General features: G+C 65.3%; 15 protein-coding genes. 7 read left to right on the top strand and 8 right to left on the bottom strand.

What is annotated here, in order from left to right; genetic code table 11:
• Window position 1 precedes the first annotated feature (1 nt).
• The 4 genes from GJ672_RS03340 to GJ672_RS03325 are packed head-to-tail and all read left to right on the top strand — an operon-like array spanning window position 2 to window position 2,860.
• Window positions 2-709, top strand: coding sequence for an HAD-IA family hydrolase (locus GJ672_RS03340; RefSeq protein WP_154295864.1), 708 nt, complete (start codon window positions 2-4; stop codon window positions 707-709).
• Between the two features lie 2 nt (window positions 710-711).
• Complete coding sequence (locus tag GJ672_RS03335; protein WP_154295863.1) at window positions 712-1,581, top strand: squalene/phytoene synthase family protein; 870 nt, start codon at window positions 712-714, stop codon at window positions 1,579-1,581.
• Window positions 1,578-2,339: an SDR family NAD(P)-dependent oxidoreductase gene (locus tag GJ672_RS03330; protein ID WP_154295862.1), complete on the top strand. Its 762-nt coding sequence runs from the start codon at window positions 1,578-1,580 to the stop codon at window positions 2,337-2,339. Before GJ672_RS03335 ends, GJ672_RS03330 begins: the two co-directional genes overlap by 4 nt.
• A 47-nt stretch (window positions 2,340-2,386) precedes the next feature.
• Window positions 2,387-2,860, top strand: a complete 474-nt coding sequence (locus tag GJ672_RS03325) for a YbhB/YbcL family Raf kinase inhibitor-like protein (RefSeq protein ID WP_154295861.1) — start codon at window positions 2,387-2,389, stop codon at window positions 2,858-2,860.
• Between the two features lies 1 nt (window position 2,861).
• Here the strand turns inward: GJ672_RS03325 and rluB are convergent, their stop codons facing one another.
• The 5 genes from rluB to GJ672_RS03300 form a co-directional block, all read right to left on the bottom strand.
• Window positions 2,862-3,686 (bottom strand): 23S rRNA pseudouridine(2605) synthase RluB, encoded by an 825-nt coding sequence (gene rluB, locus GJ672_RS03320; RefSeq protein ID WP_154295860.1) that lies wholly within the window; start codon window positions 3,684-3,686, stop codon window positions 2,862-2,864.
• Window positions 3,686-4,255, bottom strand: a complete 570-nt coding sequence (scpB, locus tag GJ672_RS03315; protein WP_154295859.1) for an SMC-Scp complex subunit ScpB — start codon at window positions 4,253-4,255, stop codon at window positions 3,686-3,688. The genes rluB and scpB overlap by 1 nt, the downstream gene beginning before the upstream one ends.
• 2 nt (window positions 4,256-4,257) lie before the next feature.
• Entirely contained in the window at window positions 4,258-5,082 is an 825-nt protein-coding gene (locus GJ672_RS03310) for a ScpA family protein (RefSeq protein WP_154295858.1), read from the bottom strand.
• On the bottom strand, window positions 5,079-6,260 hold the full coding sequence (locus GJ672_RS03305; RefSeq protein ID WP_229381967.1) for a tryptophan--tRNA ligase: 1,182 nt from the start codon (window positions 6,258-6,260) through the stop codon (window positions 5,079-5,081). The genes GJ672_RS03310 and GJ672_RS03305 overlap by 4 nt, the downstream gene beginning before the upstream one ends.
• Before the next feature lie 89 nt (window positions 6,261-6,349).
• Entirely contained in the window at window positions 6,350-6,973 is a 624-nt protein-coding gene (locus tag GJ672_RS03300; protein WP_154295857.1) for an L-threonylcarbamoyladenylate synthase, read from the bottom strand.
• A 75-nt stretch (window positions 6,974-7,048) separates the two neighbouring features.
• Here GJ672_RS03300 and GJ672_RS03295 point away from each other — a divergent pair, with 75 nt between their 5' ends.
• From GJ672_RS03295 to GJ672_RS03285, 3 genes are read left to right on the top strand one after another with little or no spacing between them, the layout of a single operon-like run.
• Entirely contained in the window at window positions 7,049-7,348 is a 300-nt protein-coding gene (locus GJ672_RS03295; RefSeq protein WP_154295856.1) for a YciI family protein, read from the top strand.
• A complete protein-coding gene (locus tag GJ672_RS03290; protein ID WP_229381941.1) occupies window positions 7,345-7,662 on the top strand; it encodes a BolA family transcriptional regulator in 318 nt (105 codons plus the stop codon). Before GJ672_RS03295 ends, GJ672_RS03290 begins: the two co-directional genes overlap by 4 nt.
• A gap of 20 nt (window positions 7,663-7,682) precedes the next feature.
• The gene (locus GJ672_RS03285; protein ID WP_154295855.1) at window positions 7,683-8,513 is read left to right on the top strand and encodes a peptidylprolyl isomerase; all 831 of its coding nucleotides are present in this window, start codon (window positions 7,683-7,685) and stop codon (window positions 8,511-8,513) included.
• A gap of 24 nt (window positions 8,514-8,537) precedes the next feature.
• Here GJ672_RS03285 and ligA read toward each other — a convergent pair whose 3' ends face one another.
• Genes ligA through smc form a run of 3 tightly spaced genes read right to left on the bottom strand, consistent with a single transcriptional unit; the run spans window position 8,538 to window position 14,949 of the window.
• Window positions 8,538-10,565 carry an NAD-dependent DNA ligase LigA gene (ligA, locus tag GJ672_RS03280; protein ID WP_154295854.1) on the bottom strand — a complete coding sequence of 676 codons (2,028 nt, stop codon included), beginning with the start codon at window positions 10,563-10,565 and terminating at the stop codon, window positions 8,538-8,540.
• 5 nt (window positions 10,566-10,570) lie between these two features.
• Window positions 10,571-11,368 carry a cell division protein ZipA gene (gene zipA, locus GJ672_RS03275; protein ID WP_154295853.1) on the bottom strand — a complete coding sequence of 266 codons (798 nt, stop codon included), beginning with the start codon at window positions 11,366-11,368 and terminating at the stop codon, window positions 10,571-10,573.
• A 53-nt stretch (window positions 11,369-11,421) separates the two neighbouring features.
• The gene (smc, locus tag GJ672_RS03270) at window positions 11,422-14,949 is read right to left on the bottom strand and encodes a chromosome segregation protein SMC (RefSeq protein ID WP_154295852.1); all 3,528 of its coding nucleotides are present in this window, start codon (window positions 14,947-14,949) and stop codon (window positions 11,422-11,424) included.
• Window positions 14,950-14,978: the final 29 nt, after the last annotated feature.

Raw genomic sequence — 14,978 nt, 5'->3', positions numbered from 1 at the left:
CATGAATCGACTGTCCCTCGCCCGCGGCGTCCTGCTGGATCTGGATGGCACCCTGTTCGACACCGCACCGGATCTGGTGGCCGCCCTCAACGCCCTGCGATCGGAGCAGGGACTGCCGCCCCTGCCCGCGGCGCTGCTGGCCAGTGCCGTCGGCCATGGCAGCGTCCCGATGATCGCCAGAGGCTTTGACCTGGCCCCCAGCGATCCCCGTTTCGAGCCGCTCCGGGAGCGGTTCCTGGCGCTCTATCACGACAACCTGAGCGAGCACACCCGCCCTTATGACGGCATGGAGGGGGTTCTGGACCACCTTGAGGCGGCGGACATTCCGTGGGGCATCGTCACCAACAAGCCCGGCTGGCTGACTCATCCGCTGATGGAGGCACTGGGGTACCAGCATCGCCCCAGCTGTGTGGTCACCGGCGATGACCTGGCTCGGCGAAAGCCGCATCCGTTCCAGATCGAGACCGGTTGTCAGGCCATCGGACTGGCACCGGCCGAATGCCTGGTTGTGGGGGATGCCGAGCGGGACATCCAGGCGGGTCGACGGGCCGGCACCATGACCCTGGCCGCCACTTATGGCTATCTCTCCGGCGATGACCGCGTCAGCCGCTGGGGCGCCGATGGACTCATCATTCAGCCCGGGGAAATTCTCCGCTGGGTGGCCACCGCCTCCGCCGCCGCCCTCGCACCCGAATCGTTGGCGGTTTAGCCATGGACCCCCTGGAATATTGCCGCAACAAGGCCGCGCCGGAGGGATCAAGCTTTTACTACGCGTTGCTGTTCGCACCGCCAGCGAGCCGCGACGGCCTGCTGGCCCTGGCGGCCTTTCGAAACGAGGTTCTGGAAATTCCGAGGGAGGTCAGCGACGCCGGCGTGGGCGCGGTCAAGCTGAATTTCTGGCAGGAGGAACTGGAGCGTCTGTCCCACGGTCAGCCCCGCCATCCCGTGACCCAGGCCCTGCTCCCGGCCATTGAGGAATACCAGCTGCCCACCGAGGGGCTCAGCGAGGTGATCGAGGCCGCCCGGATGGATCTCGAGTACGGTCGTTATCCGACCCTGAGGGAACTGACCCTTTACTGTCACCGCGCCGGCGGCGCCGTAGCCGATATGGCCTGGCGCCTCAGCCCCGATACCGGACAGGACGCCGCGCCCTTCGCCCACGATCTCGCCATGGGCCTGGAGCTCACCCGAATGATCCGGCACCTGCGGCGGGATCTGCGGGCCGGGCGCCTCTATATTCCCGAAGACGAGCTCAGCCTGTCGGGCCTGGATAGCACCAGTCTGATGACCGAAGAACAGGCATCCAAGCGCACTCAACTGCTGCAGCGTCAGGGCGACCGGGCCCGGCGCTTTCTCGACAGCGCCATCGCCCAACTTCCCGATGGATCAAGACGCCACCAGTTGCACGGACTGGTGTTGGCGGTGCTGTATCGACAGCTACTGGATCGCATCGCTGCCGACGACTATCCGGTTCTTACCCGGCAGCACCACCTGACCCCGTTACGAAAGCTATGGCTGGCCTGGCGAACCGCCAGACGGCCAAAGAGCGTTCGCCCCCGCACCGGAGAGTCCACCCAATGACCGCATTCGTCCCGCTGCAAAAGTCAGCCAATCCGCCGGGTAATCGGTTAAAGGGCCAGCGACTGCTGGTGACCGGTGCGGCCGGTGGGCTCGGGCAAACGCTCTGCGAACAGGCGGCCGAAGCCGGTGCAGAACTGGTGCTGCTGGATCGGAAACTGGAGGCCCTGGAGGCGCTGCATGACCGTATTGAAGCCGCCGGCCATGGTCAGCCGGCGCTCTACCCACTGGATCTGCTGGGGGCCGGTCCGGACGATCACGTCGAGCTGGCCCAGCGCCTTGAGGAGGCCATGGGCGGCATTGACGGTCTGGTTCATGCCGCCGCGGATGTGGGTGAACCGGCGCCTCTGGAGCTCTACGACCCGGAGACCTGGCTGCGCACCCTGCATGGCAACCTCAACGGCGCGTTTCTGATGATTCGGGCCTGCCTGCCCCTGCTGCGACGCAGCGCCGGGCGGATCGTCGTCATCAGCGACCACTGCGGCCGGGCTGGCACCTCGGCCATGGGGGCTTACAGCGTCAGCAAATGGGGGCTGGAGGGGTTGGTTCAGCTGATTGCGGCCGAGTCATCCGCCGCCAATCCCGTCGCGGCCTGTAGCGTCGATCCCGGGGTCATGAGAACGGCGCTGAGACGAACCGCCTATGCCGGGGAAATGGCCGACGAGGCGCCGCCGCCGGATGCCGCCGCCGCGGCGATATTGCCACTGCTGGACCCAGCGGAGCCCATAATTAATGGCGGACAGTATTCCGTCACTCCGTAACACGTATGTCATCCTAGACAGTCATTAATTGATTTGGAGTAGCCAGGATGGGATTTGCACTTTCCTCGATGCAGGTGAGCAGCGCCGCTTTCGGCATGCACGAAACCATCCCGATTCGTCATACCGGGGATGGTGATGACATCGCACCGCCGCTTCAGTGGGAGGGTGCGCCCGAAGGCACCCAGGGCTTTGCGGTGATCTGCCACGACCCGGACGCGCCGCTCATCAGCCCGGGCAACTATGGCTTTGCCCATTGGGTGTACTACAACATCCCCGGCGATATCACGGCGCTGGAGGAAGGCAGTGAGGCCTACACCAACGGGGTCACCGACTTTGGCCGTCAGGCCTGGGGCGGGCCCATGCCACCCGAAGGCCATGGGGTTCATCATTACTACTTCTGGGTGCTGGCGCTCGATCAGTCGCTGAACCTGGAGCCGGGCCTGTCCCTGTGGCAGTTCCTCGAGCAGGTGGAACCCCATGTTATCGGCATGAACCGCCTGATCGGCACCTACCAGCGCTGAGTTATGGGCGCCGCCGTGCCGGTCGGCGCGGCGGTCGCTTGCCGGCCGGTCGACGGGATGGTTGGCGCGCCTTTGTCTCGGCGAGGCCGACCCGCTCGGCAAGCTGGCGGACGGCCGCCGATGGCAGTTCCTCGAAACGTCCCTCCCGAAGGCCTGCTGGCAGTTCCACCGGTCCGTAGCGCACCCGCATCAACCGGCTGACCTGTAACCCCTGGGACTCCCACAGGCGACGAACCAGCCGGTTACGGCCCTCCAGCAGCCGCACCCGGTACCACTCGTTGGCGGCACGACCGCTGTCAACCGGGACAATGGATTCAAACGCGGCACGACCATCCTCGAGATCGACCCCCGCCAGCAGCTTCTGGCAGACGGCCTCGTCCACCCGCCCATAAACCCGCACGGCGTAATCCCGCTCGAGCTCATGGCGGGGATGCATCAGGCGGTTGGCCAGCTCACCGTCGGTAGTGACAAGCAGCAGCCCCCCGGTGTTGATATCCAGCCGGCCGACCGCAATCCAGCGTCCGCCCTGCACCTTCGGCAGGCGCTGAAAAACCGTGCGACGGCCCTCCGGGTCGTGGCGGGTCACCAGCTCACCCAGCGGCTTGTGATAGGCAATCACCCGCCGGGGAGTCGCCGACAGGGCGGAGGAAAGCACCGGCCGGCCATCGACACTGATCCGAGCCTTGGCATCCACCCGATCACCGAGGCGGGCCACCTGGCCATTGACGCGCACTCGACCCTGAACAATCCACTGTTCCATTTCACGCCGGGAGCCCAGTCCGGCCTGCGCCAGCACCTTGTGCAGTTTTTCAGTGACGGCAGCCATCAGGGTTGCGGCAACTCAAGATCGAGTTCCGGATGCTCCGGCCCGGGCTCGCCAAGACTGACCAGGCTGGGCAGATCCTTAAGGCTGGCCAGGTTGAAGTGGTCCAGGAACTCCCGAGTGGTGGCGAAAACCGCCGGCCGTCCCGGCGCATCCCGATGCCCGGCAACGCGAATCCAGCCCCGTTCCTGCAGCGTGCGCATGATGCCACTGCTCAGACTCACGCCCCGGATCTCCTCAATTTCGCTGCGGGTGATGGGCTGTCGATAGGCAATGATCGACAGCGTCTCCACCACCGCCCGGGAATAGCGCGCGGGCTTTTCCTCCCAGAGACGGGCCACCCAGGGAGCGAAGGTCTCCGGCACCTGCAGCCGATAGCCGCTGGCCACCTGATTGAGCACCACGCCTCGACCCTGAAGGGCCTCACGGAGATGTTCCAGGGCCGTTTCCAGGGCCTGTCGAGACGGGCGCTGATCATCCGGGAAAAGGTTGAGCAGCTGTTCCGTCGACAGCGGTTCACCGGCGGCCAGCAGTGCCGCCTCGAGAATGCATTCCAGTCGCGGTTCACTCATCGTCAATCCCCCGCCAATCCGCCCTGATCACCCCGCAGATACAGCGGGGCATACGGCTCCGCCTGCACCAGCTCGATCAGGGAAGCCTTGAGCAACTCAAGGATGGCCAGAAATGTCACCACCACGCCAGCCTTGCCTTCCTCCGGATCCAGCAACTCGTCCAGGGACAGAAAATCGTCCGACTGCAATCTGGAAAGGGTCTCGGTCATGCGCTCGCGCACCGACAGGCTGTCCCGGCGAATCTGGTGATGGGTGAACATATCCGCCCGCTCCAGCACCTCGCCAAACGCCACCAGCAGTTCGTCCAGGCCCACCGCCGGCGGGACCGCGGCCACCCGCAGGTCCGGCGATGCCGCGAATGCGGGAAATACATCGCGTGCCACCCGGGGCAGCGCATCCAGCTCCCGCCCCGCTTCCTTGAACTGTTCATATTCCTGCAGCCGCCGGATCAGCTCGGCCCTCGGATCGATGTCGCTGTCTTCATCCGTGGACGGTGGGCGGGGCAGGAGCATGCGCGACTTGATCTCCGCCAGCATGGCGGCCATCACCAGGTACTCGGCGGCGAGCTCCAGCCTGAGCTCTTTCATGAGCTCCACATATCCCATGTATTGCCGGGTGATTTCCGCGATGGGGATATCGAGAATGTCCAGATTCTGGCGCCGAATCAGATACAGCAGCAGATCCAGCGGCCCCTCGAAGGCCTCCAGGAACACTTCGAGGGCATCCGGTGGAATGTACAGATCCCGGGGCAGTTCACCGTAGGGCTCGCCCTGAACGCGGGCGGCGACCTGGGTATCAAAAAGCGCCGGCGACTCGACGTCGGTCATCGCTGCCGGTAGTCCAGTCCAATGGCCGAACGAACGTCGCGCATGGTGTCACGGGCGACCTCACGGGCGCGCTCACAGCCCTCGCCGATGACCTGTCGCACATGCCCCGGATCCTCCTCCAGGGCCTCGGCGCGCTCACGGATCGGCCCCACTTCTGCCTTGACCGCATCAATCAACGGCCCCTTGCAGTCGAGGCAGCCGATTCCCGCCGAACGGCAGCCCTGATCGGCCCACCGTCGGGTTTCGTCGCTGGAGTAAACCCGATGCAGGTCAAAGACCGGGCACTTGTCCGGATCCCCCGGGTCCGTGCGCCGAACCCGGGCCGGATCCGTGGGCATGGTGCGGATCTTCTTCTCCACCTGGTCGTCCGACTCGCGCAGCGCGATGGTGTTGCCGTAGGACTTGGACATCTTGCGACCGTCCAGTCCGGGCATGCGGGGGGCCCGGGTCAGCAATGCCTGGGGCTCGGTCAGCACGGTGCGACCGCCGCCCTCCAGATAGCCGGCCACCCGGGCCCGGTCTGCCAGGGTCAGGTTCTGCTGGTTTTCCAGCAGTGCCCGCGCTTCGCTGAGCGCCTCGTCATCCCCTTCCTCCTGGTAGCGACGGCGTAACTCGCGATACAGACGGGCCTGTTTTTTGCCCATTTTGCCAATGGCCGCCTCGGCCTTGTCCTCGAACCCCGGCTCCCGCCCGAACAGGTGATTAAAACGGCGTGCCAACTCCCGGGTCAGCTCCACATGGGACACCTGGTCCTCGCCCACGGGCACGCCGGCGGCCCCGTACACGAGAATGTCGGCACTCTGCAGAACCGGGTAACCCAGAAATCCGTAGGTGGCCAGATCCCGCTCGCGAAGCTGTTCGATCTGGTCCTTGTAGGTGGGCACCCGCTCCAGCCAGCCCAGGGGCGAAATCATCGACAGCAACAGATGCAACTCGGCGTGCTCCATCACCCGGGACTGAATGAACAGCGTCGCCAGGTTGGGATTCACCCCGCAGGCCATCCAGTCCACCGCCATGTCCCAGACATTGTCGGAGATGACCTCGCGCTCTTCATACGCCGTGGTGAGCGCATGCCAGTCGGCAATGAAGAAAAAGCACTCGTGACTCTGCTGCAGCTCGACCCAGTTGCGCAGCACGCCGTGATAATGGCCGAGATGGAGACGACCCGTGGGCCGCATTCCGGACAGGATGCGATCCCCCTGGGCAACCGAATTGCTCAACGTAACCTCCGATGATTCAGGGCTGTTCGGGGGGCCATCATAGCCGATCAGGACTCGAATACATCGGCATCGCCGGCACCGTGTCGAAGCACCTGTGGCGCCTCGCCGCTCAGATCCACCACGGTGCTCGGCTCAAGGCCACCCGGCCCGGCGTCAATGACCGCATCCAGCTGGCGACCAATGCGGTCACGGATATCCGCCGGATCCGTCATCGGGTAGTCCTCGTCGGGCAACAGCAGCGTACTGGTGGTCAACGGCTCCCCCAGCTCCGTCAGAATCGCTCGCGCCACCGGGTGATCCGGCACCCGAATGCCAACCGTCCGCCGCCGGGAGTGCTGAAGGCGTCGGGGGACCTCGGCGGTTGCGCGCAGCACAAAGGTGTAGGGCCCCGGGGTATGGGCTTTCAGCAACCGGAAGGCGGTATTGTCCATGCGGGTGTAGCTGCCGATGTCGGAGAGATCCCGACAGGCCAGGGTGAAGTGATGCCGCTCGTCAAGCTGGCGCAGCGCCCGAATCCGCTCCACGGCGGCCTTCTCACCCAGACCACAACCCAGCGCATAGGTTGTACCGCTGGGATAGGCCACGAGACCGCCGGCACGGATGATTTCCACCGCTCGACGAACCAGCCGCGGCTGCGGTGTCTCCGGGTGAACTTCAAAATACTGACTCATGGTTCCGATTCCGCTGCTTGCGATTGTGGCTCTATGGTAGCGTTTCGAGTTGATTTCAGCAGACGGGCCAGGCCCATGTACTACGCAATCATCAGTGAAGACACCGAAAACAGCCTCGAGAAACGCGCCGGGGCCCGACCGGATCACCTGGCGAGACTGGAGATCCTGCGGGACGAGGGACGACTGCTGCTGGCCGGGCCACATCCCGCCATCGACAGCGAAGACCCGGGGCCCGCGGGCTTCACCGGCAGCCTGGTGATTGCCGAATTCGATTCCCTGGAGGCCGCCCAGGCCTGGGCAGACGCGGATCCCTACGTGGACGCCGGCGTTTATCGACGGGTCACCGTGAAGCCATTCAAGCGGGTGTTGCCATGAATGCGGCGGATATCCCCAAAAGCGAACGCCCGGCAATGATCCGGGCGCGTCTGGAGCAGAATCTGCCGGTCCAACGTCTGGAAGTACGGGATGACAGTCATCGACACGCCGGCCACGCGGGTGCCAAAGCCGGCGGCGGGCATTACCATGTGCGGGTGGTGAGCGAGGCCTTCAACGATCAGAGCGTGTTACAGCGCCATCGCATGATTTACGATGCGTTGGGAGACGCGATGCGCAACGACTGCATCCACGCCCTCAGCATTGAAGCCTTGACCCCGGACGCGGACCCTACCCCAGCTGCAGACCAACGATAAATTAACCCGGAGAGATATACGTGCCTATCAAACGCATTCTCAACCCCATGAACCTGTTGATCGCAGGCCTGCTCGGCACCATGACGACGGTTGCCATCGCTCAGGACTCCAGCGAGTCCCCCGTGGTGGCCGAAATTAACGGCGAAGTCATTACCCAGACCGAACTCAATCAGCTGATCGCGCAGCAGACCGGTGGCGGGACGGATCTGCCCCCCGTTCAGCGGCAGCGCTTCCTGGACGAAACCATCAACCTGATCCTGCTGGCCCAGGCGGGCGAGGCCGAGTCCGTTGAGCCCACGCCGGAGGCTCAGGCCCAGCTCACCAACAGCCGCCGTCAGGCGCTTGCCCAGGCCTTCGTGCGCAGCTTCGCGCAGATGGACCAGATTTCCGATGACGCCCTGAGGGCTCGCTATGAAGAGGATTACGGAGCCGGCGCACCGCTGGAGTACAGCGCCCGGCACATCCTGGTCAGCGAGCGGGGTCTCGCGGAGGAGATCATCGAACTGATCGAGGGCGGCGAAACCTTTGCCGAGATGGCCAGCCAGCATTCCCAGGATGGCAGCGCCGAGGACGGCGGCGACCTCGGCTGGTTCACCCGGGGTGACATGGTGGCGTCGTTCGCCGACGCCGTGGTGGCCCTGGAACCGGGCGAAATGACCACCGAGCCGGTAGAAACCCGTTTCGGCTGGCATGTCATCCAGCTGGACGACACCCGCGAGGGGAGCGTGCCCGCCTTTGAAGCGGTGTCACAGCAACTGGCCATGACCATGGTCAACGAGCGTATCGAAGCAAGGCTCGACAGCCTGCGTGAAAGCGCGGATATCGATTATCGCGCCGACTGGGCCCAGTAGCCCCGCGGCGAAAATCCCGAACGGTCAGCCGAGCATTGCCTGGAACCCGTCCTCGTCGAGGACGGGTACGCCCAGGGTCTCGGCCTTGTCCCGCTTGGAGCCCGGGTCGCTTCCGGCCACCAGGTAATTCGTGCGCCCGGAGACGCTACCGGTCACTTTGCCGCCCCGGGCTTCAATGGCCGCTCGGGCTTCGTCCCGGGTGAGGTTCTCCAGAGTGCCCGTCAGCACGAAAGTCAGCCCCTCGAGGGTCCGCCCGGCGTCATCGGTTGCATTCTCCTGGCGCCCCGTCGGATCGTCCCAGGTGACGCCCGCGGACAGCAGGCCCTCGATAACCTGCCGGTTGGTGGTTTGCTCGAAAAAGCGGGTGATGGACTGCGCCACAACCGGACCAATGTCGGGCAACGCCACCAACGCCTCTTCGTCGGCATTCATGACCGCGTTCAGCGAGCCCAACTCCCGGGCCAGAACCCGCGCGGTTACCTCGCCGACCTGGCTGATGCCGAGGGCGAACAGAAAGCGGGCCAGGGTGGTCTGCTTTGAGGCCTCGATGGAGCGCAGCAGGTTGCCGGCCGATTTCTCACCCATGCGCTCAAGGCCCAAGAGGTCCGAGCAGCTCAGCTGATACAGGTCGGCGGCGGTCCGGACCCGTTCGGTCTCTACCAGTTGACGGACGAGCTTTTCGCCCAGGCCATCGATGTCCATGGCCCGACGGGAGACGAAGTGCATGAGCGCCCCCACCCGCTGAGCCGGGCAGAACAGCCCGCCCATGCAGCGATGGGCCGCCTCATCATCCAGGCGAACCACCTCGGAGCCGCAGACCGGGCAATGCGCGGGCATGGACCAGGCTTCGGCACCCGGCGGACGTTTCGACGTCACCACGCTGACCACTTCGGGAATCACGTCGCCCGCCCGGCGGACCATGACGGTGTCCCCCTCCCGGACGTCCTTACGGTGCACCTCGTCCAGGTTGTGCAGGGTGGCGCGGCCGACGGTGACGCCGCCAACATTGACGTCCTGCAGCGCCGCCACCGGGGTAATGACCCCGGTGCGGCCCACCGAGGGAAGAATCGATTCCACCACGGTAGTGGCCTCCCGGGCGGGCAGCTTGTGGGCAAGTGCCCAGCGAGGCGCTCGGGCGGTGGTCCCCAGCTCGGACCACGCCGCGATGTCATTGACCTTGTAGACCGCGCCGTCGATTTCATAATCCAGGTCATCGCGCTCGGCCACCAGGCGGTCATGGTAATCCAGGAGGCCGTCGGCCCCCTCGACCCGCTCCACCCGCTGATTGACCCGAAACCCCCAGTCTCCCAGCACCCGCAGGATCCCCAGATGATCCTCCGCCAGGGCTTCACTGGATGCGCCAATGCCAAAGACAAACAGCGTCAACGGCCGGGCGGCGGTGATCCGCGGGTCCAGTTGGCGCAGGCTACCCGCCGCCGCGTTGCGCGGATTGGCAAACGGCCGCTGGTCCCGCGCCAGCCGCTGGCGGTTGAGCGCCTCGAAATCCCGCCGGCGGATCACCACCTCACCGCGCACCTCAACCCGCTGGGGCGGATTGTCCGTTAACAGGATCAGCGGGACGCTGCGGATGGTGCGGGCGTTTGCCGTAATCTGCTCGCCGACCTCGCCATCACCCCGGGTGGCGGCTTCCACCAGCCTTCCCTGCTCATAGCGCAGATTGATGGAGAGGCCGTCGAGCTTGGGCTCGCCCACATAGGTCAGTGCGTCAACCGCCAGATTGCGGCGCAGTCGGCGATCGAACTCGACCACGTCCTCGCGGCTGAACGCATTGGCGAGGGAGAGCATCGGGCGGTCATGTTGCGAGGGCTCAAAACCCTCCAGCGGGCGGGAGCCCACGCGCTGGGTGGGCGAATGAACGGAGATCAACTCCGGGTGTTCGGCCTCGAGGCTGGCCAGTTCATCCATCAACCGATCATATTCGGCGTCCGCGATTTCCGGATCATCCAGCACATAGTACCGATGATTGTGGTGCTCGATGGACCGCCGGAGCGCTTCGGCCCGGGCAGCCGCGTGGCTTGCACTGTCCGCCACTGCAGTCAGGCCCCACGCCGGCTGGCGAGGTGCGCGCGACGCCGGTACTCCAGTAATTCCTCGCGGATATGCTCGATGGACTGGGTGGTGAGATCGCAGCGACGTCCATCCAGCACCACCCCGCCCAACTGCTCAGCGGTCCGCTGCGCCGTGGTCAGCATCTGCTCGAAGGTGGCCAGGCCGTCAAACGGGCCCGGCAGCTGCATGATGAGTGCAATGCCCGGGGTGGTGGCGGTCTCCAGACTGTCCGGATCGAAGGTGCCGGGCTCGACGATGTTGGCGGCGGTGAACAGCGCCACCGTGCCCTGACCCGTATCCAGTCCTCGTCGCAATACCCCTTGCTCAGTCAGACGGAGCCCCGAACTCTGCAGCACCCGGACCAGATCCTGGGCCGAAAACCGGGTGCCCTTCGGTGCCATCACCGTCAGCACCACAACCTTGTCACCGCCGGCCGAATGGGCGACCTGATCCCCGGCCACTTCCGGTTCGCTCTCGGTGGCCTCTACGGATGCATCGTCAGTCGCCGAGATCTCTGGCTCGCCGGCCGGCACCACGGACTCCGGTTCCTCAGTCGCCGAAACCACCCGGGCCGGGCCGACAATGTCGTTGTCCTCGGGATCGTCCAGCAAAGGATCCGGGCCGGACAGGTCAGGCTCGGCTTCGTTCGCGAACGGTTCGCGTCGCTGACTGCTCCGCTTCCAGGGCGTACCGTCCTTCCGCCAGTCCTGCAGGCGACTGTAGCCATACACGCCGGCGACAATCAGGGCGCCCAGGATCAGTAATGTCCAGCGCAATTCATCCATTGCGGCTTCCGTTTTTCCCGTTGGTGTCAGATTGCAATCTCCGGGAGGTCAACTCAAGCATCCGCCTCGGTCATGGCCGCTGCGGATTCGATGTCCACCGCGACCAGTCGGGAGACCCCCGGCTCCGCCATGGTAACGCCAGCCAGATGGCTGGCGGCTTCCATGGTGGCCTTGTTGTGAGTGATCACGATGAACTGCACCCGCTCGGACATCTCGGAGAGAAGATCGCAGAAACGTCCCACGTTGGCTTCGTCCAGCGGTGCATCCACCTCGTCGAGCATGCAGAAGGGCGCCGGATTCAGCTCGAAGATGGCAAAGACCAGCGCCACCGCCGCCAGCGCCTTCTCGCCACCGGAGAGCAGATGAATATTGGTGATCCGCTTGCCGGGAGGCCGGGCCATCAGCGTAACCCCGGTTTCCAGCAGGTCATCGTCGGTCATTTCGAGATAAGCCTGACCCCCACCGAACAACCGCGGAAAAAGCCGCTGTAGGCCACTGTTGACCTTGTCGAAGGTGTCACGAAAGCGGCTGCGGGTTTCCCGGTCGATTTTCTGGATGGCGTTCTGCAAAGTTTCCAGTGCCTCACTCAGGTCCGCCTGCTGGGCATCCAGATAACTTTTTCGCTCCGAAAGCGTTCGGTGCTCGTCAATGGCGGCCAGGTTAATCGGTCCCAGCCGACGGATCCGGTTATCCAGGCGCTCGAGTTCTTTTTCCCAGTCGGATTCGGTGGCGGTTTCCGATAGCTTTTCGGCCACGGCCGCCGGATCGACCTGCAGGCTCTGCAACTGCTCGGTTTGCGTCTGCAACCGCGCTTTCAGTTCATAATCGCGGTAGCGGGCCGACTCCGCCGCCTCCCGCAGCTCGACAATGGCGGACTCGGCTTCACCCCGGCGGATATCCAGGGTGCGTAGCGCCTCGTCGGCCTCTCCCAGCGCCCGCCGTGCGGCTGCCAATTCTTCCTCGACCGCGGCGCGTTTTTTAAGCAGTGCCTGGCGCTCCGCCTCCAGGCTGTCATCCGATCCGGACACCTCGTTCAGCGTCTGTTCAAGCTCGGCGTTACGGGCGCTCAGTCCGGTTTCCTGACGTTGGAGTCTGGCAATGGCCTCCTCAAGGGATTGACCCGCCGTTCTGGCCGTTTCCAGGCGCAGCGCCACATCCTGACGCTGCTCGCGGAGCTGGTCTGCCGCCAGCCGTGCCGCTTCCACGGCCTCCCGGGCCGAATGACAGTCTGCATCCAGCGGAGCCATCGCCGCCTGCGCCTGCTCACCCGTGGCCAGTGCCGACTCCAGCTGCTCCCGGGTGGTGCGAATATCCCGATCACCCGCCTCCAGCGCCTCCTGCAGGGTCTGCTGCTCGCCCAGCAAAGTCTCACGCCGCTCCCGCCGACGCGCCTGTTGCTGTTCGGCGGCCTCGAGCCGCGCCCGGGCCGCGGCCAGCTCACGATCCACGCCACCGCGCTCGTCGGCTCGCTCGGCCCTCTGCTCCTCCAGTAGTGCAACCCGCTGCACGGCCTCCTGGTAAAGCGCCTCGCGCTGAGCCATCGCTTCATCCAGTCGAGCCACTTCATTGCCGAGGGCCTCAAGGGCTCGGCCTCGAGCCAGGACGCCCTCCTGATCATCACTGGCCGCGGCCTGAATCCTCAGCCAGCGTCGACCGAACCACTGCCCCCGACGGGTCACCACGGACTCCCCGGCCGGCAGGGAAGCCAGCCGGCTGAGTGCCTGCTGCTCGTCATCCGCGACATGCACACCCGCCAGCAGGTCCTGGAGCGGGGCCGGCCCCTTCACTCGGGTCAAAAGCCGATCGTCACCGGCAGCATGGGCGCCGAATCCAGACTCGGTGTCACCGGCGGCGTCCGACCGGTAGAGCATCACGGCACCACCGCCCAGCTGCTCGGCCTGCCCACCCAGCCGGCCGAGATCGTCCGCCGCCACGGCCTGAAGCGCATCCTGAAGGACGACTTCCACCGCGGTTTCCCATCCGGCTTCGACTTCGAGGCACTCGCCCAGACGCTTTCCGTCCCCGAGACCCATGGCTTCAAGCCACTCGCCGGCGCCAGTCTCCGCGCCCAGGGCCGCCTCCTGCAGGGTCTCCAGCGATGTCTGTCGGGCTTTGAGCTCCGAGCGCCGCTCCCGCAGCGCGTCCAGCTCGTCCCGATGCTCGTCCCGCTGACCCGCTTCGAAGCCAATCTGCTCATCCAGATCCGCGATACGCTCGTCAAACTGATCGCGCTCCTGCTCCAGCACGCCGATCCGTGACGCCACGTCGGCCACGTCGCCGTCGCCATCGCTGTCCAGTTCGCCGAGTTCCGTCGCCAGTTGTTCCGTGCGTCGGCGACGATCCAGTTGCCGCGCTTCCAGCTGCTCGATCCGTGCCCGCTCCACCTCGGCCTGCCGGTCGGCGTCCGCTTGTCGCCGTGCCTGCTCATCCCGGGCGGCGCGGGCGGCCTCCAGGCGCTTGCCGGCCTCCTCCAAACTCACGGTTGAGCGGGTCAGTGCTTCGTCCAGGGACTCGATTTCGGGATTCAGGGTCTGCAGGCGCTCCTGCAGCAGCCCGAGCTTTTTCTGGTCTTCGGCCAACTCCGCCTGCACCCGCTCCAGAGCCTCGTTATTGCGGGACAGCTCCCGAGCGCTGGTTTCACGCAGCTCGCGGCGATGACTGATGCGCTGCTCCAGGCGGGCGATGTCCGACCCCACCTGGTAAAAGCGTCCCTGGATTTCGTTCAGGGCATCGCTCTGCTCAGCGTGACTCGCGCGCAGCGCCTCCATCTCCCGCTCCACCCCCCGCTGATCGGCGATGCGGGACTCCAGTGCATTGTCGCGCTCTGCCAATTCCTGCTGCAGTGTCGCCCGCTCCTGTTGCAACCCGCGGGTTCGCAGCAGCAGCAGTTCGGCCCGCCGCTCCCTTTCCTCGGCCTTGAGGGCTCGGTAGCGCTCCGCGGTCTCGGCCTGCTGCGAGAGTTTTTCCAGCTGCCGACCCACCTCATCCCGGACGTCCTCCAGACGCTCGAGGTTCTCCCGGGTGTCCCGCATCCGCCGCTCGGTCTCCCGACGGCGCTCCTTGTAAAGGCTGATGCCGGCGGCTTCCTCCAGATAGCCGCGAAGCTCCTCAGGCTTCGCTTCGATGAGCCGCGAAATCGTACCCTGCTCGATAATGGAATAGCTGCGGGGACCCAGTCCGGTGCCCAGAAAAACATCGGTAATATCCCGCCGGCGGCAGCGACTGCCGTTGAGGTAGTAAGCGGACTGACCATCCCGGTTCACCTGGCGGCGAATGGCGATTTCCGCAAAACCCGCGTACTGCCCGCCGAGCGCCCCGTCCGAGTTGTCGAACACCAGCTCAATGCTGGCCTGGCCCACGGGCTTGCGGCTGCGGGAACCACTGAAAATGACGTCCGCCATGGATCCGCCGCGCAGATGCCGGGCGGAGCTCTCGCCCATCACCCAGCGAACTGCATCGATAATGTTGGACTTGCCACAGCCATTGGGCCCGACGATGGCTGTGATGCCGCCCAGTAACGGCACGGGGGTGGCATCCACAAAGGATTTGAACCCGTTCAGGCGGATCTTGCTAAGGCGCATTGCAGGCCCGGAATCCCCGTGGTGGCAAA

The sequence above is a fragment of the Spiribacter sp. 2438 genome, from assembly GCF_009676705.1.
Taxonomy (GTDB): domain Bacteria; phylum Pseudomonadota; class Gammaproteobacteria; order Nitrococcales; family Nitrococcaceae; genus Spiribacter.
The sequence above is the reverse complement of the archived record's forward strand: the minus strand, read 5'-3'. Positions and strand labels throughout refer to the sequence as shown.